This is a genomic window from Agrobacterium burrii, from assembly GCF_017313405.1.
In the GTDB taxonomy this organism is placed as follows: Bacteria; Pseudomonadota; Alphaproteobacteria; order Rhizobiales; family Rhizobiaceae; genus Agrobacterium; species Agrobacterium burrii.
Map to the genome: position 1 here is coordinate 136070 of NZ_JAFLNA010000008.1, position 23001 is coordinate 159070.

Annotated in this window: 20 protein-coding genes; 5 read left to right on the forward strand and 15 right to left on the reverse strand. The window is 59.8% G+C overall.

The genetic code is table 11. The annotated features are described in order from the left end of the window. The first annotated feature begins 40 nt into the window (after positions 1-40). The gene (locus JZX89_RS16015; protein ID WP_207134680.1) at positions 41-1630 is read left to right on the forward strand and encodes an ABC transporter substrate-binding protein; all 1590 of its coding nucleotides are present in this window, start codon (positions 41-43) and stop codon (positions 1628-1630) included. Between the two features lie 71 nt (positions 1631-1701). On the opposite strand, the gene JZX89_RS16020 is transcribed toward JZX89_RS16015, so the two are convergent. Further along, the gene (locus JZX89_RS16020) at positions 1702-2616 is read right to left on the reverse strand and encodes a LysR substrate-binding domain-containing protein (protein ID WP_207134681.1); all 915 of its coding nucleotides are present in this window, start codon (positions 2614-2616) and stop codon (positions 1702-1704) included. 260 nt (positions 2617-2876) lie between these two features. Between JZX89_RS16020 and JZX89_RS16025 the strand changes: the two genes are divergently transcribed. Next, positions 2877-4040 carry a mandelate racemase/muconate lactonizing enzyme family protein gene (locus JZX89_RS16025; RefSeq protein WP_207134682.1) on the forward strand — a complete coding sequence of 388 codons (1164 nt, stop codon included), beginning with the start codon at positions 2877-2879 and terminating at the stop codon, positions 4038-4040. Between the two features lie 51 nt (positions 4041-4091). Here JZX89_RS16025 and JZX89_RS16030 read toward each other — a convergent pair whose 3' ends face one another. The 6 genes from JZX89_RS16030 to JZX89_RS16055 are packed head-to-tail and all read right to left on the reverse strand — an operon-like array spanning position 4092 to position 10580. Next, complete coding sequence (locus JZX89_RS16030; RefSeq protein ID WP_207134683.1) at positions 4092-5360, reverse strand: glycerate kinase type-2 family protein; 1269 nt, start codon at positions 5358-5360, stop codon at positions 4092-4094. Positions 5361-5370: 10 nt separating this feature from the next. Further along, positions 5371-6447 (reverse strand): tartrate dehydrogenase, encoded by a 1077-nt coding sequence (locus tag JZX89_RS16035; RefSeq protein ID WP_207134802.1) that lies wholly within the window; start codon positions 6445-6447, stop codon positions 5371-5373. Between the two features lie 53 nt (positions 6448-6500). Further along, positions 6501-7586 (reverse strand): tartrate dehydrogenase, encoded by a 1086-nt coding sequence (locus tag JZX89_RS16040; RefSeq protein ID WP_207134684.1) that lies wholly within the window; start codon positions 7584-7586, stop codon positions 6501-6503. Positions 7587-7597: 11 nt separating this feature from the next. Continuing rightward, entirely contained in the window at positions 7598-9103 is a 1506-nt protein-coding gene (locus tag JZX89_RS16045) for a tripartite tricarboxylate transporter permease (protein WP_207134685.1), read from the reverse strand. A gap of 1 nt (position 9104) precedes the next feature. Beyond that, on the reverse strand, positions 9105-9557 hold the full coding sequence (locus JZX89_RS16050; RefSeq protein ID WP_207134686.1) for a tripartite tricarboxylate transporter TctB family protein: 453 nt from the start codon (positions 9555-9557) through the stop codon (positions 9105-9107). Positions 9558-9608: 51 nt separating this feature from the next. Further along, positions 9609-10580: a tripartite tricarboxylate transporter substrate-binding protein gene (locus tag JZX89_RS16055; RefSeq protein ID WP_207134687.1), complete on the reverse strand. Its 972-nt coding sequence runs from the start codon at positions 10578-10580 to the stop codon at positions 9609-9611. A gap of 102 nt (positions 10581-10682) precedes the next feature. On the opposite strand from JZX89_RS16055, the gene JZX89_RS16060 reads away from it, so the two are divergent. The 3 genes from JZX89_RS16060 to JZX89_RS16070 all read left to right on the forward strand — a co-directional run bounded on the left by JZX89_RS16060 (position 10683) and on the right by JZX89_RS16070 (position 15085). Continuing rightward, positions 10683-11624, forward strand: coding sequence for a LysR family transcriptional regulator (locus JZX89_RS16060; protein WP_207134688.1), 942 nt, complete (start codon positions 10683-10685; stop codon positions 11622-11624). Between the two features lie 178 nt (positions 11625-11802). Further along, positions 11803-13107, forward strand: a complete 1305-nt coding sequence (locus JZX89_RS16065; RefSeq protein ID WP_246746746.1) for an SIR2 family protein — start codon at positions 11803-11805, stop codon at positions 13105-13107. Then, a complete protein-coding gene (locus JZX89_RS16070) occupies positions 13100-15085 on the forward strand; it encodes an ATP-binding protein (protein ID WP_207134689.1) in 1986 nt (661 codons plus the stop codon). Before JZX89_RS16065 ends, JZX89_RS16070 begins: the two co-directional genes overlap by 8 nt. A gap of 128 nt (positions 15086-15213) precedes the next feature. On the opposite strand, the gene JZX89_RS16075 is transcribed toward JZX89_RS16070, so the two are convergent. The 8 genes from JZX89_RS16075 to JZX89_RS16110 form a co-directional block, all read right to left on the reverse strand. After that, entirely contained in the window at positions 15214-16314 is a 1101-nt protein-coding gene (locus JZX89_RS16075) for an endonuclease/exonuclease/phosphatase family protein (RefSeq protein ID WP_207134690.1), read from the reverse strand. A 197-nt stretch (positions 16315-16511) separates the two neighbouring features. Next, the gene (locus JZX89_RS16080) at positions 16512-17750 is read right to left on the reverse strand and encodes a Zn-dependent hydrolase (RefSeq protein WP_207134691.1); all 1239 of its coding nucleotides are present in this window, start codon (positions 17748-17750) and stop codon (positions 16512-16514) included. A gap of 59 nt (positions 17751-17809) precedes the next feature. Then, positions 17810-19309 (reverse strand): aldehyde dehydrogenase family protein, encoded by a 1500-nt coding sequence (locus JZX89_RS16085; RefSeq protein WP_207134692.1) that lies wholly within the window; start codon positions 19307-19309, stop codon positions 17810-17812. A 13-nt stretch (positions 19310-19322) separates the two neighbouring features. After that, the gene (locus JZX89_RS16090; RefSeq protein WP_207134693.1) at positions 19323-19625 is read right to left on the reverse strand and encodes a putative quinol monooxygenase; all 303 of its coding nucleotides are present in this window, start codon (positions 19623-19625) and stop codon (positions 19323-19325) included. A gap of 32 nt (positions 19626-19657) precedes the next feature. Beyond that, positions 19658-20371 carry an ABC transporter ATP-binding protein gene (locus JZX89_RS16095; protein ID WP_207134694.1) on the reverse strand — a complete coding sequence of 238 codons (714 nt, stop codon included), beginning with the start codon at positions 20369-20371 and terminating at the stop codon, positions 19658-19660. Then, on the reverse strand, positions 20361-21083 hold the full coding sequence (locus tag JZX89_RS16100; RefSeq protein WP_207134695.1) for an ATP-binding cassette domain-containing protein: 723 nt from the start codon (positions 21081-21083) through the stop codon (positions 20361-20363). Before JZX89_RS16100 ends, JZX89_RS16095 begins: the two co-directional genes overlap by 11 nt. Further along, on the reverse strand, positions 21080-22117 hold the full coding sequence (locus JZX89_RS16105) for a branched-chain amino acid ABC transporter permease (protein ID WP_207134696.1): 1038 nt from the start codon (positions 22115-22117) through the stop codon (positions 21080-21082). Before JZX89_RS16105 ends, JZX89_RS16100 begins: the two co-directional genes overlap by 4 nt. Then, positions 22114-22980, reverse strand: coding sequence for a branched-chain amino acid ABC transporter permease (locus JZX89_RS16110; protein WP_207134697.1), 867 nt, complete (start codon positions 22978-22980; stop codon positions 22114-22116). Before JZX89_RS16110 ends, JZX89_RS16105 begins: the two co-directional genes overlap by 4 nt. Between the last annotated feature and the right edge of the window lie 21 nt (positions 22981-23001).

Consider the following 23001-nt stretch of genomic DNA (forward strand, 5'->3'; position numbering starts at 1 on the left):
CTACAGACCAAAACCACGATCAATAACAAAGGGGACTGCCATGACCGATTACAAAGGATTTCTGGGAGCGCAGGTTTCGGGCGGCGGAATGAGCCGAAGGGAATTCATGGGGCGGGCGGTAGCCGCCGGCATGACGATCACTGCTGCGAGCCTCCTTTACTCGACGAGCGCTTCGGCGCAGGAACCCAAGCGAGGCGGTACGCTGAAGATGGGCATCGAAGGCGGTGCTTCGACCGATAGCCTTGATCCGGCGCTCGCCGCCTCGCAGTTTCCGTTCCTCGTGTCCCGCACTTGGGGCGACGTTCTCGTGGAATCACATCCGCTGACCGGAGAGGCAGTGCCGGCGCTTGCCGAAAGCTGGGAGCCTTCTGCCGACGCGACGACCTGGACGTTTAAAATCCGACGAGGCGTTCAGTTCCACGACGGGAAAGAACTCACGGTCGACGATGTCGTGGCGACGTTAAAGCGCCACAGCGATGAAGCGGCGAAATCCGGCGCGCTCGGCCTTCTGAAAGCGCTCAAGGCCATCGAAGCAAAGGACGGGGACCTCGTTCTGACCTTGTCGGAGGGAAACGCAGACCTTCCTCTTCTGCTTTCCGATTTCCATCTGATCATTCAGTCAGGCGGTGGCCTGGACAATCCGGCGTCCGCAAATGGAACCGGACCTTACAAGCTTGTCAGCTTCGAGCCGGGCGTCAGAGCGTCGTTCGAGCGCAATCCCAACGACTGGCGATCGGATCGCGGCCACGTGGATTCCGTTGAAATCATCGTCATGAACGACGCGACGGCACGCATCGCGGCGCTCTCATCCGGGCAGGTTCACTACATCAATCGCGTGGACCCGAAAACGGTTGACCTGCTGAAGCGGGTGCCCACGGTAGAGGTTCTCAACACGTCTGGTCGAGGTCACTACGTTTTCATCATGCGTTGCAACGCGGCCCCCTTCGACAACAACGACCTCAGGCTCGCGCTCAAGTACTCGATGGATCGCGAGGCGATGGTCGATAAAATTCTCGGCGGCTACGGCAAGGTCGGAAACGACTTCCCCATCAACAACGCCTACGCCCTCTTCCCCGAAGACATCGAGCAACGCACGTATGATCCGGACAAGGCCGCGTTCCACTACAAAAAGTCGGGACATGACGGAGCTGTCCTGCTTCGGACTTCCACCGTCGCATTTCCGGGGGCGGTCGATGCGGCTGTCCTTTTCCAGGAGAGTGCGAAAAAAGCCAACATCAACATCGAGGTAAAGCGCGAGCCCGGCGACGGCTACTGGTCGAACGTCTGGAACGTCCAGCCGTTTTCGACTTCCTATTGGGGCGGCCGGCCGACGCAAGACCAGATGTATTCAACCACCTATCTGTCGAGTGCCGATTGGAACGAGACGAAGTTCCAGCAGCCAGGCTTCGACAAGCTGCTTCTGTCGGCACGCGCTGAACTCGACAACGACAAGCGCAAAGCGATGTACCGCGAGATGGCCCTGCTGGTGCGTGACGAAGGCGGAACGATCGTTCCCATGTTCAACGATTTCGTCAACGCCTCGACGAAGCAGGTCAAGGGATACGTTCACGACATCGGTAACGACATGTCAAACGGCCTGGTTGCAAGCCGGGTCTGGGTCGAAGCCTGATCACGGCTGACCGAGACAACATTCCCCACCCGAGCGCCAACCGGCGCTCGGCCTCGAATCCGCGCAGCGGATCAGCCGGTGGTCCGCTTCGACGCAGTTTCGACGGAGGACCAGAACGTCTCCGCGAGTTCGGTCATTCTGGTGCGCGGTCGTATCAGCACGATTTTCACCGGTACGACCCATTCGCCTCCTGCGACAGACAGACCGCCTCCTTCTTCGAGCTCCGTACTCACCAGGCTTTCCGGTACCCAGGCCACCCCCTTGCCTTCCAATGCAAGCGCCTTGAGAACCATGGCGAGATGGGAAGAGAAAACTTGTTTGAGGTGAAGTACGCGGACGTCGTTCTGAAGAGTGGCAGCTAGGATGCGCCCCATGCCCGAAGTGTCGTCGAAGGCGAGGAATGGAACTGGATCGCCCGAACTGCCTGGAAGGCTGTGGCGCGACTCGCCGGACGGCAAGCGGGCGGCGACCGGCACCAGGCGATCGCTAGCGAGTTCCAGATGCCGGAAATGTGCATGGCTAAGCCTGATGTCACTGTCCGGATGACGATGGCAGAGAAGGAACTGCGCGCGCCCGTCAGCCATCATCCCCTCACACTCGCTCATGTTGTCCGACAGAAGGCGGATTGGGACTGTGGACACCGATGGACCCAACCCTTGGAACCAGCTTGGGAAGAACGTGAACGACAAAGCGTGGGTGGCCGCAAAGGTCAGCGTCGCCGAAGACGCCCGAACCTGTTCGAGCTCGTGCTTGGCTCGGTTCAGTCGTTGGAGAACATCCTGCGCAGCCGAGAGCATGATCTCGCCGGCAGGCGTGATCTTCAATCGATGAGTGGAGCGGTCAATCAGAGACGTCCCACTCCAATCTTCGAGGGAGCGTATCCTTCGTCCGAACGCCGGCTGGGTGATGTTGCGGGCCTCGGCGGCCCTGGAGAAGTTCAACGTGTCTGCCAGCGCCCGTAGGTCGGCTAACCAAGACGTATCCATCGGCGAATTCCTACAACCATTGATGAAGCCGAAACGGCATTGAGCCGTCAAACGCACCTCGCTCTGAATCAGTCACAAGTCCCACTGCAGCAGTCTCTCACCGTTTCAATTGAGATTCCACAGCGGAGGCGCACCTATGCCGATACGGCACTATAGTGATCGTCATCAGCATTAGAACCACGTTGCCGCATCATCTACCAAAGAACAGTCGGCGAACCGTTTGCCGCTGGCACGCAGGCAGATTCAAAGGAGGATATCGGATGCGTATCATTGACGTTCGCGAGGTCACGAAACCCATCGCGTCGCCCATTCGCAACGCCTACATCGACTTTACCAAGATGACAGCCAGCTTGGTTGCTGTCGTGACAGACGTCGTCAAGGACGGTCGCCGGGTCGTCGGCTACGGTTTCAATTCGAATGGCCGATATGGACAGGGCGGCCTGATCCGCGAGCGCTTCAGAGATCGCATTCTCGACGCACCTCCGGAAAGTCTGGTGAACGACGCCGGGGCAAACCTCGATCCCCACAAGCTTTGGGCGACGATGATGCAGAACGAGAAGCCCGGCGGACATGGGGAGCGATCCGTTGCCGTCGGCACCATCGACATGGCTGTTTGGGATGCGGTTGCTAAGATCGAGGGGAAGCCACTCTTCCGGCTCTTGGCGGAAATGAAAGGTCGTGAAGCCAATCCCAAGGTCTTCGTTTACGCAGCGGGCGGCTACTATTACCCCGGCAAAGACAACACCGCGCTGCGGAAGGAAATGCGCGGCTATCTGGATCGTGGATACAACGTCGTCAAAATGAAGATCGGGGGCACATCCATCGAGGACGATCGCCGGCGGATCGAGGCCGTGCTCGAAGAAATCGGTTCGGACGCACAGCTTGCCGTAGACGCGAACGGCCGTTTCGACCTGGAGACCGGCATCGCGTATGCGAAGATGCTCCGCGACTACCCGCTCTTCTGGTACGAGGAGATCGGCGACCCGCTGGACTACGCGCTCCAAGCCGCCATTTCCGAGTTCTACGACGCGCCGATGGCAACCGGCGAGAACCTGTTTTCACACCAGGACGCCCGCAATCTGCTCCGGTACGGCGGGATGCGCCCGGACCGAGACTATCTGCAGTTCGATTGCGCCCTCTCCTACGGCCTTGTCGAATACCTTCGCACGCTGGACGTCCTGCGTCAGTTCGGGTGGTCGCCCTCCCGCTGCATCCCGCACGGCGGTCATCAGATGTCGCTCAACATCGCTGCGGGTCTCGGCCTCGGTGGCAACGAGAGCTACCCTGACCTTTTCCAGCCTTATGGAGGATTCCCCGACGGCGTCCAGGTCGAGGACGGCCACATCATCATGCCGGAGTTGCCGGGCATCGGCTTCGAAGGGAAGTCTGACCTTATCAAGGTCATGCGGGAACTGGCCGAGTAGGAAGAGCACGGAGCGGGCAGTCCGCCCGCTCCTCTCGAAATGCGCTGGAGCCTAGACTCCGACCAACACTGCGCGAACATCGTTGACGTTGGTCAAGGTCGGCCCCGTCAATACGAGGTCGCCGATCGCGCTGAAGGCGGTATAGCTGTCATGCTTCGCCAACGTCTCCCTGGGATTGAAGCCCGCGCTTCTCATCCTCGCCAAGGTGTCGGGAGCAATTAGCGCGCCGGCGGCATCCTCGACGCCGTCGATACCGTCGGTGTCTCCCGATATTGCCCACACGCCCGGAACACCATCGAGTCCGATAGCCAGACTCAGCAGAAACTCGGTGTTACGGCCGCCTCGCCCGTTGCAATCGGACGGCAAGGTGACCGTCGCCTCACCTCCGGAAAGCAACACCGCCGGACCGCCCACGGGCATGCCCTTCAAACGGGAAGACACCGCGATCCCAGCAAACACCTTTCCCATCTCTCTTGCTTCCCCTTCCAACGCGTCGCCGAGGATCATTGGCTCAAGGCCGTATGAACGCGCGACACGCGCGGCAGCGTCGAGTGCGATCGAAGGCGATGCGATGATCCTGACGTCAGCCGCAGAAGGCTCCTGTGTGACGCTGCCCCCTTCCTCGAGTACCCTGGCGGCCGCAGCCGGAAGCTGCAGGCGGTACCGCGCGACGATCTCGCGGGCCTCTTCGATTGTGCTACTGCCTATCACAGTTGGGCCAGACGCAATCTCGGAGGGGTCGTCGCCCGGGACATCTGAAATCACCAAGGTAACGACGCGCGCAGGCCAAGCGGCCGCCGCCAGTCGTCCTCCCTTGATCCGGGATAAGTGCCTGCGAACAGTGTTCATCTCCGAGATCGAAGCGCCACTATCAAGCAGCGCCTTGTTGATAGTCTGCTTGTCAGTGAGTGTCATGCTTCCGGCCGGAGACACCAGAAGCGAGGAACCTCCCCCCGAGATCAGCGCGATGACTAGATCATCGAGCCCGAGGCCTTCGACGGCACCCATTATCCTTCGGGCCGCCTCCACGCTCATGTCATCTGGCACCGGATGCGCTGCCTCGATGATTTCTATGCGGCCGGCCGGGACGGCGTGCCCATATCGCGTCACAACGATGCCGGAAAGTTCGACATCCTCCCATGTGGCATCAAGACCGGCTGCCATGGCAGCAGATGCCTTTCCGGCTCCGACCACGACGCATCGCCCCTTGGGTCGCTCAGGCAAATGAGCAGAAATCGTCTTTCGAGGGGCCGCGCTGGCGACGGCGGCGTCGAAGATGTCTCTCAGCGCTCTGCGGGCAGTGTTATTGTCCCAGATCATAGTGAACCCATCAGAGGATGTTTGACCCCGAGATCGCTTCGCAGACGGCTCTTGTGACTTGTTCGGTGGTAGCCGAGCCACCGACGTCAGGGGTGAGCACCCCGGCCTCGGTGACCCGCTCGACCGCCGTCATCAAACGTGCAGCCGCGTTCGGTTCACCGAGGTGTTCGAGCATCTGCGCAGCGGTCCAGAACGAAGCGATCGGGTTGGCGATGCCTTTGCCCGTTATGTCGAAAGCCGAGCCATGGATGGGCTCGAACATCGACGGAAAGCGTCGCTCCGGGTCGATGTTCCCCGTGGGAGCAACTCCAAGCGATCCGGCCAGCGCCCCCGCCAAGTCGGAGAGAATATCGGCATGCAAATTGGTTGCGACGATGGTGTCCAGGCTCTGCGGCTTTAGGGTCATCCTCACCGTCATCGCATCGACAAGCATCTTGTCCCAGGTAACGTCCGGGAACTCTCGGGAGACTTCAGCGGCGATTTCATCCCACATGACCATGCCGTGGCGTTGTGCGTTCGACTTGGTGACGACCGTCAGAAGCTTTCGTGGCCGAGCCTGGGCGAGCTTGAACGCGTAGCGCATGATCCTCGTGACGCCTACTCGGGTAAAAATCGCGACCTCAGTGCCCACCTCTTCGGGCAGCCCCTTGTGCGCTCGGCCGCCGTGCCCCGAATATTCGCCCTCTGAATTCTCCCTTACGATGACCCAGTCGAGGTCTCCGGGATTGCAGTTCCTCAACGGGGAAGTGATCCCCGGAAGGATTTTGGTGGGGCGGACGTTTGCGTACTGATCGAAACCCTGGCAGATCGGGAGGCGCAAACCCCATAACGTGATGTGATCCGGCACGTCGGGTGCGCCGACTGCACCGAAGTAGATCGCATCGAACCCCTTGAGCTGATCCAGTCCGTCAGCGGGCATCATGATGCCGTGTCGTTTGTAGTAGTCCGAACCCCAATCGAAGGTTTCTGTCTCTATCCGGAAGTCCCCGCTCCGCCGGGCCAAGGCCTCAAGCACCTGCAGGCCAGCTGATATGACCTCCGGGCCGATGCCGTCGGCTGGGATCGCTGCAATCTTATACGTGCGCATGTAATGTACCTCTGCTAGAGCCGCGCCGAGCGCAGCGTATCCCCCGCCGTTTTTCATTCCACCCGCTCTGCGACCGCCTTGCCGCAGGCGTCGGTAGACAGAGCGCCCCCAAGGTCTCGGGTTCGCAGTCGCTCGTCGGCAAGGCTTGCCTCGATTGCACGCATCACCGATGCAGCCGCCTCTGCTTCGCCGAGGTGATCTAACATCATGGCCGCCGCCCATATCTGGCCGACTGGGTTGGCAATCATCTTCCCAGCAATATCCGGGGCCGAGCCGTGGACCGGTTCGAATAGTGACGGAAATTTCCGTTCCGGGTTGATGTTTCCGGACGGCGCGATGCCGATCGTCCCCGTACAGGCGGGACCGAGGTCCGACAGGATGTCGCCGAACAAATTGGAAGCGACGACGACGTCGAATTTGTCGGGGTTCAAGACGAAGTGTGCGCACAGAATGTCGATATGATACTGGTCCACCTCGACGTCCGGGTATTTCTTCGCGGCTTCGGCTACGCGCTCGTCCCAATAGGGCATCGAGATGGAAATGCCGTTCGATTTCGTCGCCGAGGTGAGCTTCCGGCGCGGACGCTTTTGGGCGAGTTCGAAGGCGAACTTCAGAATTCGGTCCACGCCGATACGGGTCATCACAGTTTCCTGAACCACCACCTCACGCTCGGTGCCGGGAAAAATCCGGCCGCCGATGGATGAGTACTCCCCTTCGGTATTTTCACGCACAACGTAGAAGTCGATATCCTCGGCCTTGCGGCCGGCAAGCGGTGCCGCGACGCCGGGCATGAGCTTGACAGGACGAAGGCTGACATACTGGTCGAATTCGCGCCGGAACTGGATGAGCGAACCCCAAAGCGAAATGTGGTCGGGCACCACCGCGGGCCAGCCTACTGCCCCGAAGAAGATAGCATCGTGGACCTCAATCTGCGGTTTCCAGTCGCTTGGCATCATCACGCCGTGCTTGGCGTAGTAATCGCAGGAGGCGAAATCGAAATGATCGAATTGGATGTCGAACCCGTATCGCTTGGCGGCGGCTTCAAGCACGCGCACGCCCTCCGGAACGACTTCTTTGCCGATGCCGTCGCCCGCGATCACGGCAAGCTTGTACCTGCGGTTCGTCAACGTGGTTTCCATGTCTCTTCCTGTCAGTCTTCTTCGATGAAAATCGTGTCGCGCTTCCGGGCGACCGTGGGGAGCAATGCGATGGCAAGGATAATCGCCGCGACGGCGAGCAGGCCGGCGCTGATGGGACGCGTCACGAACACCGTGGGATCACCGTGGGATATTGTCATCGCCCGCCGAAGGTACTCCTCCAACAGAGGTCCCAGTACGAAACCGAGGAGCATCGGCGCGGGTTCAAAATCGAGCTTGGACAGCCCGTAGCCGAACACGCCAAAGGCGGCCATCGCGAACAGGTCGTAGACGTTGCTGTTGACGCTGTAGACCCCGATGGAGGCGAACGCGAGGATCGCCGGAAAGAGGACGGTATAAGGGACCGTGAGAAGTTTGATCCACAGTCCGATCAGCGGCAGGTTCAAGACCACCAAGAGGAGATTGCCGATCCACATCGAGGCAATAAGACCCCAGAACAATTCCGGCTGCGAACTTGCAACGTCGGGTCCGGGGACGATCCCCTGGATGATCATTGCACCGATCATCAGAGCCATGACCGGATTGGCGGGCACACCAAGACTAAGCATCGGGATGAACGACGTCTGTGCGCCGGCGTTGTTTGCCGCTTCAGGGCCGGCGACGCCTTCGATCGCACCTTTCCCGAAACGCTCAGGCGTTTTGGAAATCTTCTTTTCCATCGCATAAGACGTGAAGGACGCGAGGATCGCACCGCCCCCTGGCAAAACGCCCAGTATTGAACCCATTGCGGTGCCGCGGAGCGCGGGACCTAGCATCGCCTTGAAATCCGCCATACTTGGCATGAGGCCCGTGACGGTTTTTACTGCTGTCGTACGCTCCGCCGCCGTCTCGAGATTGCGCAAGATTTCCGCGATGCCGAAGATTCCGACTGCGACGGCGACGAAGTTCAAGCCGTCCGCGAACTCCGGAATGCCCATCGTAAATCGCATCTCCCCCGTCGTAATATCTGTGCCGACCAGACCGAGAAGCAAACCGATGGCAACGGTGGCGATGGTCTTGAGCAGAGCGCCGCTTGACAGCACGATCGACGCGATCAGACCGAGGACCATGAGAGAGAAGTATTCCGGAGCGCCGAATCTGAGGGCTAGCGCGGTCAGAGGCGGAGCCAGTGCCGCCACCACGACAGTTGCGAGCGTTCCCGCGATGAAGGAAGAAATGGCGGCCGTGGCCAAGGCGGGCCCGGCTCTGCCGGCGCGCGCCATCTGATAGCCGTCGAGGGCCGTGACTGCCGAGGAGGACTCACCGGGCAGATTGATAAGAATTGCCGTCGTGGAACCTCCGTACTGGGCTCCGTAGTAGATGCCCGCCAGCATGATGAGCGACGTCTCGGGCGACAGCGCGAGCGTGATCGGCAGCAGCATTGCGATCGTTGCGGTGGGTCCGATGCCCGGCAAGACCCCGACCAGGGTTCCGAGCAGCGTCCCGATGAAGCAGAACAGGACGTTGTAAGGAGTAAGCGCCGCGGAGAAGCCTGTAGCCAAATTCGTCAGAAGGTCCATGTCAGACTCCGAGCCACGGGCCGATGAGGCGGACCGGAAGGCCCAGGCCGTAAACGAACACCGCGACACAGAACGCCGTCATGCCGACGGTAATCGCAGCAGATTTGAGGAACGAAAGTCCGGCAGACGCCATCGAAGCCGACAACGTGGTCGCGGCTACCGCGGGTACAAAACCCGCGCCGCGCACCACAAGTCCGAACAGGATCGGTGCGGTGATGATCGCAATTATCGAGCGGGCCGAAACCGTGTGAATACCGAGCTTCTCGTCGCCCTCGAGGGACGTGAACAGCAGGACGCCTCCGATCGCGAGCAATATGCAGGAGAGAACGAGCGGGAAGAATCCCGGCCCCATCTTCAGGGTCGTCCCAAGGTCTAGGGTGAAAGCCGACGAGGCGGCGAAAGTACCGCCGATCAAAAGCACCACCAGAGACGACAAAGCCTCTTTCTTCTTCAATGATTTTCCTCCGAGAGAACGCGCGCCGCCCCAGGGCAGCGCGCTCCCGCATCAGTCTGCGAACTCGCCGGCCTGCTTGATGATCGGGCCCCAGCGATTGATCTCGCTCTCGAGCTTCTTCCGAAGCGCCTCCGGGGTTGCCTCCTCGGCAGTGGCAGGTCTCGTTGCGATGTCCTTGAAGCGCGCCGTCACGACAGGATCGACGATTGCCGCCTGGAGGCCCTCGTTGAGCTTCTTGACGACCTCAGGGGGAGTGCCTGCCGGAACGTAGAGGCCGTGCCAGACGCCGAATTCGAACTGAGGAAGGCCGGATTCTGCCGAAGTCGGGAGATCGGGAAGTTGCTCGATCCGCTTAGGACTGGTCACGTTGTAGGCTTTGACCTGTTTCTGCTTGATCGGGCCGACAGTGTTGGTCGACTGATCGCACGAAAGATCGATCTGCTTGCCAATCAGGTCGGTCATGACAGGGCCGTTGCCCTTGTACGGCACAGTCGTGACCTTCGCGCCGATCGTGGACTGGAAGAGAGCTCCGCACAGGTGGGAAGCCGCACCCAGCCCGGCATTGCCGAAGGTGAGATCAGTTCCCTTTGCCTTGATGTAGTCGATCAGTTCCTTGAGCGTATTGGGCTCCAGGTCGTTGCGGGCGATTACCGTCATGGGAGCGTCGCTGACCAAGCCGATCGGTTCGAACGCCTTGAGTGTGTCGTAGGGAAGCTTGCGATAAAGAGCCGGAGCGGTGGAAATACCGATGTGATGGATGAGGACGGTATACCCGTCCGGGTCGGACTCAGCGACGCGCCGCGCCGCGATCGTACCGCCCGCCCCCGTCACGTTCTCGACGATGACCTGTTGGCCGAGTTTCTTGGACATGGCCTCCGCTGTCAGGCGGGCGATCGTGTCTGTCGGGCCGCCCGCCGCGAACGGCACGATGAAGTAGACAGGATGGTCAGGGAAATTGCTCTCCTGAGCCGAAACGCTGGAGGCGAGAGCCGCGAACGCTGCGGCTAATGCGAATAGTTTCATGGTAGCTCCTCCCAAAGCAAGCGCTTGTAAGCAGCTCTAATTGGGCATTAGATACCCGGCGGGTCCAATGCCGATCTTGCATGAATGAATGCGGAGAATACGATGAATACGGAATGGTTCGATGATCTTATTGCATTGTCGCAGCACCTGAACTTCTCGAAGGCTGCCGAAGCGAGGAACGTCACCCAGCCCGCGTTCAGCCGCCGGATCAAGTCGCTTGAGGACGCCTTCGGAACCGATCTGATTGATAGATCATCCCACCGACTGAAGATGACCGAGGCAGGTGACCTGGTCCTAACCGCAGCAAAAGAAATCAGTTCGCGCATCCGACGCACCCACCATGAGGTGGAGCAAGCGAAGACGGCGGAGTCCTCACTAACCTTTGCCTCGACCCATGCCCTGTCGTTCCATTTCTTTCCGAACTGGTTCAAGGTCCTCCCCTCTCCAGCGGCGACGACCCCGGTGTATCTGCTCGCAGACAATATGAGGGCCTGCGAGCGGATGATGTCGGAAGGACGGGCGCAGTTTTTGCTTTGCCACACGCATCCGCTGGCCGAGATATTCCTGCCGGATCAATCCTACATGCTCGCGGAGCTTGCCACGGATAGCCTGTTGCCGGTCTCGAAGGCGAAAGAGGACGGCGCGCCTCTTTTCTCGTTGGAGGCTGCCGTGAACGCGGACGTCCCGTACCTGTCGTTCGACGACCAGTCGGGCATGGGGCGGATACTTCGCGCGGCGCTCGGTGAAAGGATCGACTCGTTGAACCTCAAACGCGCTTTCGCTTCGCACCTTTCGGTCGTCCTCAAGGCGCTTTCGGCCGAAGGGAAGGGAATCGCCTGGGCACCGTACAGTCTCGTAAAGGACGACCTCGATTCCGGCGTCCTGGCTTTGGCAGGTCCTTCGGAATGGACGGTACCCGTCTCGGTCGCCCTCCTCCGTCCTCGAGCCCGTCAGTCAGCGCTGGCCGAGCAATTCTGGGCTCTTGCGACTTCGAAGTCGCAGCGGGTTGCGGCGACGGCCCAGTTTCATCAACAAACCTACTGACAACCCGCTTCCGGGTCGAGTGGTTACCTCAGGTTCGGGCTTGCCCACGCGCCCCGCAGGATCGGGTCGTTGGATTGTGTCACCCACTGGCTATCGCGGAGGATTTCGATAATGTTTCGCAATCGGAGCCTGTGATTCATTATGATGCCCGCTTCGATTACATGCAGGTGGGGAAGATTTGGTTTCGGATCAAGACCCGGCGAAGCCGCGGCAATTTCACTTCATTCGTCACGGGGATCAGCCAAGCACGGCACTCGATTGGGAGACTGGGCCTAGCATCGTCCGTAAAGCTCTGAGCGATGCTCTCAATGCGCGCAACATCGCGTTTCTCCTCGGAGCAGGCTGCTCCTCGCTGGAAATCGACGATAAGCAGCGGGGTATCCCGACGATGGCCCCGCTGGCTTCCGAGTTCTGCAAGCATCCCTTGCCGCCGGACTTCGACGACAATCTCGGCCCTATCAAACCGCCCGAGTGGGGGCTTACTTCCGAAGAAGTCGAGTTTCTCAAAGTGAGAGGCGCATCTCTACAAGAAACCGAATACACGTGGAATCTTGAACGGCTTATGGAGCTCCTGTTCAGCCTGGCGTTCATCTACAGGCGCAGCGACAATCCTAAGCATGCGAGCTTCCTTCTGACTGTCGACGGCATCATCAACAAGGTGAAAAGCTTTCTCTGGGAAAGGTGCGCAAAAGGGGAGTTCGCCTCCGGAGACAACGCGGTCCTTGACGTGTACGAGAGCTTCTACCGCCGTCTGGTGTTGCGGGACAGGTCGTTGCCCCGGCCATGGATATTCACAACCAATTACGACCTCTTCAACGAGCGCGCGATGGATCGCCTCGGTTTGCCATATGCCAACGGGTTTTCGGGAGTTGTCGAGCGTCGATTCAATCCTGCCACTTTCCGCTATGCCCTCGCCGAACAGCTCGACGTCACGAGCCGGAAGTGGTCCGCCGTCGACGGATTTGTGTATCTTTGCAAGCTGCACGGCTCCTTGAGCTGGACAGAGGATGACCACGGCCTGTTCCCCATCCGCGAGCTCTGGCCGCAGGACGGCGCGTCCAAGGTTATGATCTATCCGACTCCGGCTAAGCAGAATTCGAGTCTCGGCTCCCCTTATTCCGACCTTTTCCGCGAGTTTCAAAGCCGTGTCGTACGAGAGCAGAGCGTTCTGATTACGGCCGGTTTCGCGTTCGGCGACGAGCATCTGAACAATATCATCTATCAGGCACTGACCATTCCGACGTTCAGGCTGATTGTGTTCGCAAATCCCAACGCCAAGGGTGAGATCGCCAAGCTGCGCGCCCTCCGTGACGAACGCATCTGGATCATCGGCGGCGACGGTCCCGACGAGAAAAACCCCGCCCACTACTTCAACACGATCGTCGAGCGCTTCATGCCACAGCGGCAGAGCGACAGGATCGACGACGCCGTTCGCCTAGTTGTGGAGACCATGGGAGCGAAGAAAGACACGACAGATGGGTAATGACGACCGCCGGCGCGCCATCGGAAAGGTAATATCCGTCTCCGCGGACCGGTTTGTAGTCGAGGTTCACGCCGGAACCGACAATTTTACTGTCGTCGGATTCGACGGCGTTCACTACGTCGCACGTCTCGGATCGTTCCTAATGATTCCCACGCCTCCCGAGTATGTCGTGGCGGAGGTGGTGGGTTTGCGGGAAAGGGACGGTCAGTCCCGTGACAGCGGAGAAATGGAAAAGGCGAGCGCAGCCAAGTTTCTCGATCTCGTCCCGGTCGGGATGCTCCCGATGGCAAACGACGGAAAGTTCCGCTTCGGCGTCTCGGTTTTCCCCTCGCTTTTCGCCGACGTCTTGTATTCGTTGGACGCTGAACTCGATCGCATATTCGACACTCAGAACGACGCGGAGCCCTCGACGGGCGAGGACGGCGGACCGCCGACACCACCCAAATCGACCCGCTTCCGCAATCTGGCCATCGGCAAGTCCGTGATTTTCGAAGATTACCAAGTCAAGGTCAGAATTGACGACTTTTTCGGCGGCCACGTTGCGGTGCTTGGCAACACCGGGAGCGGCAAGTCGTGCACAGTCGCATCGGTCCTGCAATCGCTCTTCGAAAAGGCGGACGAGCATCGAGCCCGAGGCGCGACATTCGTCGTCCTTGACGTGAACGGCGAGTACCACGAGGCTTTTAAAGAGCTGGGGAGCCGGGCCGAGATCGGGGTTAAACGGCTTATCATTGACGGCACGTCTGCCGCCGGGGTTTTCCGACTGCCCCATTGGTTTCTTGACCTTTCGGAATGGGAGCTCCTCCTGCAGGCCAGCGAGCGAACGCAACTCCCCATTTTACGAATGGCACTGGGCTTGGTTTCGCTGTTCGGTCAAGCTTCGGGAGCTCAACTCACGAAGATCAGAAACCACATCCTCGCGACTTGCATCACACAAATATTGGGTGACGAAACGCCGCCGGGGGCGAAGGAGACGCGCATTCGCGGTATCCTACAGAGATTTCGCACGACTGAGATAAACACAGGGGTCCTTGACCCGGACATCAAGGTCAATTTCGGCAACATGCCGGGCCTGGCGAATGCATATACATACCTCGCGGGCTCCAACGGTACGGGCGGTTTCATCGACCCGGCGATCAAATTTCCTGACTACGAAAATATACCTTTCGATTTCATCGCGCTTGGCGATGCGATTGATCTGGCCCTGCTCTACGAGGAAGCTCACGGAAACCGCCAAATCCGAGATTACTGCTCGCAGATGGTTACTCGCTTCAAGGCGCTGGAGAAACGGCTTGATTACGAGTTTCTCCGGCATGCATCCACCGACCAGGTGTCGCAATCCGATTTCCTTGCGGGGTTGTTAGGATTGAGCGCTCAAGGAGGCGGTCACGTCAAGTCGTCCCAAATCGTTATTCTCGACATGAACGCGGTGGAAGACGAGGTTGTAGAGCTCGTCAGCGCCGTGCTTGCGCGGATGGTGTTTCGGCTCCTGCGGCACGCTGAGCCTCGCAACCATTTTCCAGTGCATTTATTGCTTGAGGAGGCCCACCGCTACGTGGCCTCGACACCATCACGATATGCCATGGATGCTGGGCGCATCTTCGAGCGCATTGCCAAAGAGGGGCGGAAATATGGGTTGTTCCTCCTTGTCGCGTCGCAGCGCCCGAGCGAATTGTCTAAGACCGTGCTTTCCCAGTGCTCGAATTTCGTTGTTCATCGAATTCAGAACCCTGATGATCTGTCCCAGATCAGGCAGATGACGCCTTTTATTTCCGACAGTGTCTTGAAACGGCTGCCATCGCTTCCAAAGCAGCACGCGCTCGTCTTCGGCAATTCGGTCAATCTTCCAACGACGTTCAAGGTTCGCCGTGCCGACCCAGTGCCGGCTAGCACTGACGCGCAGATCGTCGATCTATGGTTTCAGGAAGACGGGAGAAGAGCCCTATTGACGCTCGAGCCGACGTGGGGCGCAGACTAGTATCAACTTCGACGCCCAAACGCGCGCTCGCGAGTTGCGGTTACGTCAATCCCGCTGGTCGCTCGCGTCTGATCGCTGCCCGAGGTAGTCGCAAAACGTCGTTGTCTCGTCTACGCGCCGGCGGCGGTTTACCCGCGACGAGGCAGCAGCCGCATCATGACCGGCCAATGATCGCTGACGCCCCTGCCCGTTCTCGGGTCAAAACGGCGGGGCTCGATAAATCCCTTGTTGTCTTCATCCACCGTGATCTGCTCCGGATGAACGACAACAGTGCCAAAGCTGCCCAGATCAGCGAACCAGTTCTTCTCAGATGCGCGAGTCGCACTGAGTTCCGGTGACACGAGGATCATGTCCAGGAAGGACCAAGTGTTCCAATTGTCCATGATCCGGTCCACGTATTTCGTGGACCCCGGAGCGTTGCATCCATGCGTGATCAAGGGAGACGCGTACCAGTTCCCTCGTTGGAGCAGACGTGAGAAGCCTTCGGTCGGAGACTCACTGCAGTTGACGTTGAAATCACCGGCGACAATGGAAAGGCTTCCCGCAGGCAGAGCGGCGGCGAGGCTGCTCACCTGTTTCAGCGCACGGACGCGGCATTCGAACGGGCTTGCGCCCGACGGAAAATGAACGCCGAAGATCGTCAGATTCTCGTCATCCGGCAGTTTGACTGTCACTTGGAGAATGTCTCTGGTCTTGCCGCAGGTTGCGGCCGCGCCACCGAAATCGACCACATGTGCTTGAGGGGTACCCACAAGCGGCAGCTTGGTGAGGAGACCGACGTCGATGCCTCGGCTTTCAGGTTCGTCGCTCGTGTCGAGCTGCACCACCGAGTAGCCTGCGCCTCCCAGGTGCTGGGAAACCAGATCGTCGAGCACCTTTTTGTTCTCGGTCTCCGGGATGACCAGGATGTCGGGCAATGCTGGCATGGCCAGGAGGACGTCAGCGTATCTTTTGAGCTTGGTGGTGTAGGTCGGTCCGTCCCAATTGAGGGTCTTGCATTCCTGGACATAGAATCCGCTCGTCCCGTTGAATTGCTCGCAGCGGGCATCGTGGGCCTGACGGTTCTGATCTTTCACCACGAGCGGCAGATACGTGTCGTCCCGCGGGTTCGAGGCGTCGTCATCGGTGTCGAACAGGTTTTCAGCGTTGTAGGAAACGATAGTGATGGGCTGCGCCATCGCGGAAGACGTCGCAAGCCACGCCGCGGCCAAGCTGATGATCAGACGCATTTCTATCCCCCAGATCGAAAACGGTCCGTTTGAAGCTCATTAAGGCCTAGACCGCCATCGGCCTGTTGCAACAATACAGCATATCTACGTATCCGTGCATACGGGTTTAGGTAACTCACGTAGAAATGGGCGTAGCCAACAGGCATGATCGGGGAATTGTCACCGGCGGGGCTTCCGGTGACATCACCTTTCGCAGTTCAGAGTTTCGACAACTCCAGAACCGCGCCGAGGAGCACCTGCGCGCCTGAGGCACAATCGGCTTTAGAGGTGTACTCAATCTCGTTGTGACTGATGCCGCCGACCGAAGGAACGAAGATCATTCCGGTCGGGTACTTCCGGCTGATGTTGCAGGCGTCGTGCCCCGCCCCACTTGGCAACCTACGACTGCTCAAGCCCAGCGCTTGAACGGCGTCGTCGATAACCGCGACCACCCGAGGATCAAATGGAGCAGGAGGAGAATTGGCCACCAGTTGATGTCTGACGGAGGTGCCGGTCTGGGATGAGATTTTCTCCAGCATGTCGAGGAACTCGGTCTCCATCCGGGCGATGATGTCGGACTCGGGATGTCTCAGGTCGAGTGTGAACTCGACCTGAGAGGCGACCGTGTTGGGCGATCCACCAATCACGTCGAAGGTGCCGACCGTAGAACGGGCATCCTGAACTCGACGGGCCAGATCGTCAGCGAAGACGATGGCTCGCGACCCCGCGACTACGGGGTCTTTTCGCGCGGTCATCGGTGTCGGACCGGCATGGGCCTCCTGCCCCTCGAACCGTATGCGGTATCGACGAAAGCCGATGCCACCGGTCACGACCCCGATCGTGAGCTTCTCGTCCTCGAGCACCGGACCTTGCTCGATATGGAGTTCCAGATAAGCGCTGATAGGAAACCCGAACGCGGCGGTTCCGGCTCCCCGCTCCATGGCGGAAAGCGCGGTTGCGACGCTACGGCCGTCCGGCAGCCGGTTTTCCAGGGCTTCGGCCAGAGGCAAGCTCCCAGCGAAGACTGCAGACCCCATCATCGGTGTCAGAACCGCGCCTTCCTCGTTCGTCCAGTTCACGAGGACAATCGGCCGGTCGGTCTGGATTTCAGCGTCGTTTAGCGCTCGGATGACCTCAAGGCCGCCCAATACGCCGAGGACCCCGTCGAAGCGGCCCCCTTTGGGCTGGGTGTCCAGGTGACTACCGATTACGAGCGGGTCGTCTTGTGTGGTCCCCGGCCGATGGGCGTACATGTTGCCGAATCGATCGGTAGACACGGTCATCCCGGCGTCTTCGCACCAAGAGGCGAACAGGGAACGTCCCCGGTTGTCTTCGTCGGAAAAGGCTAGTCTGTTTGACCCGCCGTTTTCGGTGGCACCGATCTCGGCCATCGCGAGGATGGAGTTCCAAAGGCGGTCGCCGTTCACATGTGCGGTTGCGTTGGTTTGCGCTTTCATTTCAGAATTTCTTGCTGCGGGCGCACCGCCTCCGGGAAATCGGAGGCGGTGCGAGCTCGTCATAGGGCAACGCCGATCGACTTTACTTCGGTGTACAGCAGGATGGCCTCATAGCCCTGCTCGCGGCCCCAGCCCGATTGCTTGAACCCACCGAACGGCAGCGCAGGGTCGATGACGTGATGGGTGTTGACCCCGATCGTTCCTGCCTTGAGCTTCTTGGCCACCTTGTGAGCACGGCTGACGTCGCGAGTGAAGACGCTGGCGGCAAGGCCGTAGATCGAATTGTTGGCTTCGCGAACGACATCCTCGAAATCGTCGTCATCGAAAGTCGCCACGACGAGAACCGGTCCGAAAATCTCTTCCCGGACAACCGACATGTGCGGCTTCGTTTCCGTGAGTATCGTCGGCTCCAGGAAGTATCCTTCCGCGCCTACGCGGCTGCCCCCACAGAACAGAGTGGCACCATCGTCCACGCCAGCCTTGATGTAGGCACTCACACGATCGAACTGTTCCTGAGACACCAACGGGCCAATTTGAGAGTTCGGGTCGAGACCGACGCCGATGTTCATCTTGGACGCGAAGTCTTTGAGGCCGTCCAGGATCGTTGGAGCGATGTCCTTATGGACGTACAGCCGCGTGCCGGCCGTGCAGGTCTGGCCCATGTTGTAGAAGATGCCGTAAGCGATCGCCGGAATAGCGATGGTCGGATCGGCATCGGCGAAGACGATCATCGGCGACTTTCCGCCCAGTTCGAGCGAAACCTTCTTTAGGTTTCCCTTGGCCGCTTCAAGAATTTTCTTGCCGACTTCAGTGGAGCCCGTAAAGGCGATCTTGTCTACATCCGGATGGGCGGCCAGCGCGGCACCAGCGGTCTCGCCAAGTCCGGTGACTACGTTGAACACCCCTGCGGGGAAACCAGCCTCCTCCACCAATTCCGCCAGGCGAAGTGCCGTCAGAGGTGTTTGCTCGGCTGGTTTCAGGACGATGGTGCATCCGGCGGCGAGCGCCGGCGCGACCTTCCAGACCGCCATCATGAACGAGAAGTTCCAGGGTACGATCTGACCGCAAACACCCACCGGCTCGCGCAGGGTGTAGGCGTGGAATGGTGCGCCAGACGAGAGCGGGATGGTTTGGCCTGTGATCTTGGTGCTCCAGCCGGCCATATACCGAAGGAGTTCGTAGGAAAAAGTCACATCGCCCATTCGCGCGTCGGTGACGGGCTTTCCGTTGTCGAGGGCTTCGAGCTGTGCCAACTCGTCCGCGTGCTTTTCGACGAGGTCGCCCAGCCGCCAGACCAGCTTGCCCCGGTCAGCCGGCGTCATCGTCGACCAAGGACCTTCGTCGAAAGCCTTCCGTGCTGCTGCTACAGCTTTGTCGACGTCGGCGGAGGTTCCGTCTGGAACGCGATCGAACACCCTCCCGGTCGCCGGATCGATCACGTCGATCGTCTTGCCATTCGCGGCGGCAACCCATTCGCCGTTGATGAACAGCTTCTTTTCCTTGGCGACGAATTTCGAGGCATCCGACCCAAGTCTTTTAATCGTCAGCGGTGCATTCATGGCCGTTCTCCTCTTATTGAGCCTTGCTGGAGATTTCCTTGGACGTGACCAACGTCACGTCGCCGTCGAGGATCGGCTTCGCGATTCCGAAAAAGCGCGCCACGACTTCCGAGTTGTTGTGCCGATCCATAGCCGCCTGATCGACGAAACGCTCGTAGGTGGTGAAGACACACGGGTCGGCACCGTCCTGCGAAATGTAGAAGCCAATGGTCTCTGGTTCGTTGGCGCGGACGTGTTCCGCCACTTCGAGCAGCGCCTGTGCCATCGTTTGTTCGTAGCCTTTGCGGGCCTTGATGACGGCAGTGATAGTGAGCATGTTCCTCTCCTTGCGTATGTTTCTATTGATGTTCAGGCTGGAATAAATTCGTCAGACAGGTCAGCGCCGTGCAGACGCCCCTGATCGACTTCTCCCGAAAGACGGCCGCGCTTGATGAGCAGCACGCGGGTCGCAAGATCGCTGATGAATTCGAGGTTCTGTTCGACGAGGAGAATTGAAAGCCCGCGACGAAGCGCCAGCGCCTTGAGCCGCTCTTTCATCTCCTCGATGATCGACGGCTGGATGCCTTCGGTCGGCTCGTCGAGCAAAATCAGCTTAGGTTCGGCGCATAGGCAGCGTGCCAATGCGAGGATTTGCTGCTCCCCGCCGGAGAGCACGCCGCCGGCGCGGTCCAGGATTGGCTTCAGACGAGGGAAGTCCTCGATGACCTCTTCGATGATCTCACGAGCCCTGCTTGCCTTGGCGGAGTTCGCCCCTACCCGCAGGTTGTCCATCACGCTGAGTGCCGGGAATATCTGACGTCCTTGCGGGACATAGCCGATGCCGGCCTTGGCGCGCGTCGCCGGGGTCGCCGAGGTGAGGTTCTGTCCGCCGAATTGGATAGTCCCAGACGACGCCGGGATGTGTCCCATGATCGTGCGCAGGAGCGTCGATTTGCCCATGCCGTTGTGGCCAAGGATTCCGACGAATTCGCCCTCCCCAATCTGGAGGTCGACCCCGAAGATAATCGGAATGCGACCGTAGCCAGATTTGAGGTCCGTGGTCTTGAAGAACTCAGGCCGCATGTTTTTTCCCCAGATACACGTCCCGGACGGCCTGATTTGAGAGCACGCTCTCCACGCCGCCTTCGAGCAAGATTTTTCCCTGATGGAAGACCGTGACCTGATCCGCGATCATGCGGATGAACTGCATGTCGTGCTCAACGACGACCACGGTGTGGCTACGGTTCAGGTCCTTGATGATCGAGGCCAACCGATCCACCTCCGCTCCGGTCATCCCGGCCGCGGGTTCGTCGAGGAGAACCAGCTTGGGGTCGCTCGCGACAACCATGGCCAGCTCGACCAACTGGCGTTGGCCATGCGCCATCCGGCCGAGAACGTGGTGCCTAAGATCGGAAACCCCGACGCGAGCGAGGACCTCATCGATTCGGCGTTCACGTTCCTTGAGGTTCTTCTCAGCTCGGAGTGACAGCCAGAGGTTTTCATGGACGGACAGGCCGTCGAACAAGCTTGGTATCTGCGTTTTGATGCCTATACCCGCCGCGGCAATCTCATGGCGCTCACGTCCGCCAACGTCGATCCCATCGAAAGTGATCGCACCGAACGTCGGCTTTTGCGTCCCTGTGAGACAGCGGAAGAAGGTGGTCTTGCCAGCCCCGTTCGGTCCGATCAGACATCTAAGCTCACCTTCGCGCAGGTGAAAGTTCACGCCGTCGAGGGCTTTGACGCCGCCGAAGTGCATGGCGACGCCTTCCGCCTTGAGGATGATGTTGCTCATGCTGCGGTCTCCTTGCGTTCTGCGGTCGCGACGCGGCTTTGCGAACCAACAAAGAGGTTGGAGGCAAGCCGCGTCAGCGCCGGGAGAATTCCACCGGGAACGAACACGACGAAAACGATCAGGATGACACCGAGGACGATGCCGGGGTCGATAACGCCGAGCTTGCCGAGCGCGATCGTCGCGATCTGAAGCAGGATGCAGGCGGCAACCGGACCAAAGAGCGTGCCCACGCCGCCGACCACCACCCAGATCAGAACCTGGGCAGCCATCGAGAGGCTGAAGACCGTCGGGCTTACAAACACCACGTTGGCGAACAGCATTCCGGCGAGACCCGCGATCGCAGCTGAAATGCAGAACACTTGAAGCTTGAGCCGACGGGCGTTGTATCCGAGCAGTTCCGCGCGCATTTCGTTTTCGCGGACGGCGATCACCGAACGCCCGAACGGGGTTCGGATCAGGTACTTGCAGAAGGCATATATCCCGAAGAGGCAAATGCTCGCGAAGGTGAACATTTCCGCAGGTGTGAGGATGCCTCCTCCCGGCCATGCCAACAGCGGCGTGCTCGGTATCCCGTTGAAGCCCCCGAGGCGAGCCGATCCTATCCGCCAGGCGTCACCACCCGTGCTGTTGATTAGCTTGAACAGGATCAGGGTGACGGTAAGGGTGATCACGCCAAGATAGACGTCGCTCAAACGCCCGTAGAAAATGAAGTAGCCGAGCGCCGCCGCGAACAGCGCGGGCACGATAATCGCGACGAGCGCCGCGGCAGGCGTGTTGCCGAAATTTATCGCGGCGACCGCATATGCATAAGCGCCGAGACCGAAGAATGCGGACTGCCCGAAACAGAGAATGCCGCCGTACCCCCAGAGCAACGCCAGGCTAAGTGCGAACACCGCCATTGAGACGTACACGGTCGCATTGATGACGGTGTACAGAGGGCTCGCGGCCGGGATAACCAAGACCGCGGCTAGAGTGACGACGGCGGCGAGGCCGACGTGCACCGACCCCTGGCGTGAAAATCTTAGCAAACTCATGGGGCTCCCCTGAAGATACGACCCGTGATCCCCGTAGGAAGCAGGCGCAGAAATACGGTCGCCGCGGCGAGCAACGCCACGTCGCCGATCACTGGGGTGGTGAGGTAGGTGGCCACGGTGTTGATGCTGCCGAGAAGCAGCGAACTCAGGGCAGTTCCCGCAATGACGCCCGTGCCACCCGTGATCACGGTGATGAAGGCTTTGGCCACGTATGCAACGCCCATCGTCGGTAGAACGCCGGAGATCGGGGCCAAGAGACCTCCCGCGAGGCCGCTGAGTGCCGCCCCCACCGCAAACGTGATTGCGTAGACACGCGAAGGCTCGATACCAAGCGAGGAGGCCATTTCGCGGTTCTGCATGGTCGCCCTGGCGATGAGACCGAGCGACGTGAATTTCAGGAGCAGATAACCTCCCACAAAGAGAGCGCATACGATCCCGAGCAGCACGAAGTCATAGCCACCAACGCTGTAGTCGCCGACCGTGAAGCTTCCGACCGGATTGGCGATGCCCACCACCCGATTGCCGAAGAAGGTCGTCGCAAGTCCGATGAGCAGAAGGCTAAGGCCCCAGCTGGCAAGCATGGTGTCGACCATGCGGCCGTAGAGACGGCGCATGATCACCCGCTCCACGATAATCCCGAGCACGCCGACCGCGATCGGAGCAACGACGAGCATGGCTATCCAGATGTTGATCCCGGCCTTCCCCGCGAAGATCGTGGTGAAACCGCCGAGCATGATGAACTCGCCATGTGCGAGGTTGATCACCCGCATCATGCCGAAGATGACGGCAAGCCCGACGCTTATGAGCGCGAGATTGCCTACCGTTCCAGCGATCTGGAGCAGTATGACGAGGAAGTAGTCCACGATTGGAACCCCGAGTTCGAC

What these genes read in the sequence shown, in the direction of transcription:
- JZX89_RS16015 (WP_207134680.1), top strand. Translation starts at nt 41, where the DNA reads ATGACCGATTACAAAGGATTTCTGGGAGCGCAGGTTTCGGGCGGCGGA.
- JZX89_RS16020 (WP_207134681.1), bottom strand. Translation starts at nt 2,616, where the DNA reads ATGGATACGTCTTGGTTAGCCGACCTACGGGCGCTGGCAGACACGTTG.
- JZX89_RS16025 (WP_207134682.1), top strand. Translation starts at nt 2,877, where the DNA reads ATGCGTATCATTGACGTTCGCGAGGTCACGAAACCCATCGCGTCGCCC.
- JZX89_RS16030 (WP_207134683.1), bottom strand. Translation starts at nt 5,360, where the DNA reads ATGATCTGGGACAATAACACTGCCCGCAGAGCGCTGAGAGACATCTTC.
- JZX89_RS16035 (WP_207134802.1), bottom strand. Translation starts at nt 6,447, where the DNA reads ATGCGCACGTATAAGATTGCAGCGATCCCAGCCGACGGCATCGGCCCG.
- JZX89_RS16040 (WP_207134684.1), bottom strand. Translation starts at nt 7,586, where the DNA reads ATGGAAACCACGTTGACGAACCGCAGGTACAAGCTTGCCGTGATCGCG.
- JZX89_RS16045 (WP_207134685.1), bottom strand. Translation starts at nt 9,103, where the DNA reads ATGGACCTTCTGACGAATTTGGCTACAGGCTTCTCCGCGGCGCTTACT.
- JZX89_RS16055 (WP_207134687.1), bottom strand. Translation starts at nt 10,580, where the DNA reads ATGAAACTATTCGCATTAGCCGCAGCGTTCGCGGCTCTCGCCTCCAGC.
- JZX89_RS16060 (WP_207134688.1), top strand. Translation starts at nt 10,683, where the DNA reads ATGAATACGGAATGGTTCGATGATCTTATTGCATTGTCGCAGCACCTG.
- JZX89_RS16070 (WP_207134689.1), top strand. Translation starts at nt 13,100, where the DNA reads ATGGGTAATGACGACCGCCGGCGCGCCATCGGAAAGGTAATATCCGTC.
- JZX89_RS16075 (WP_207134690.1), bottom strand. Translation starts at nt 16,314, where the DNA reads ATGCGTCTGATCATCAGCTTGGCCGCGGCGTGGCTTGCGACGTCTTCC.
- JZX89_RS16080 (WP_207134691.1), bottom strand. Translation starts at nt 17,750, where the DNA reads ATGAAAGCGCAAACCAACGCAACCGCACATGTGAACGGCGACCGCCTT.
- JZX89_RS16085 (WP_207134692.1), bottom strand. Translation starts at nt 19,309, where the DNA reads ATGAATGCACCGCTGACGATTAAAAGACTTGGGTCGGATGCCTCGAAA.
- JZX89_RS16090 (WP_207134693.1), bottom strand. Translation starts at nt 19,625, where the DNA reads ATGCTCACTATCACTGCCGTCATCAAGGCCCGCAAAGGCTACGAACAA.
- JZX89_RS16095 (WP_207134694.1), bottom strand. Translation starts at nt 20,371, where the DNA reads ATGCGGCCTGAGTTCTTCAAGACCACGGACCTCAAATCTGGCTACGGT.
- JZX89_RS16100 (WP_207134695.1), bottom strand. Translation starts at nt 21,083, where the DNA reads ATGAGCAACATCATCCTCAAGGCGGAAGGCGTCGCCATGCACTTCGGC.
- JZX89_RS16105 (WP_207134696.1), bottom strand. Translation starts at nt 22,117, where the DNA reads ATGAGTTTGCTAAGATTTTCACGCCAGGGGTCGGTGCACGTCGGCCTC.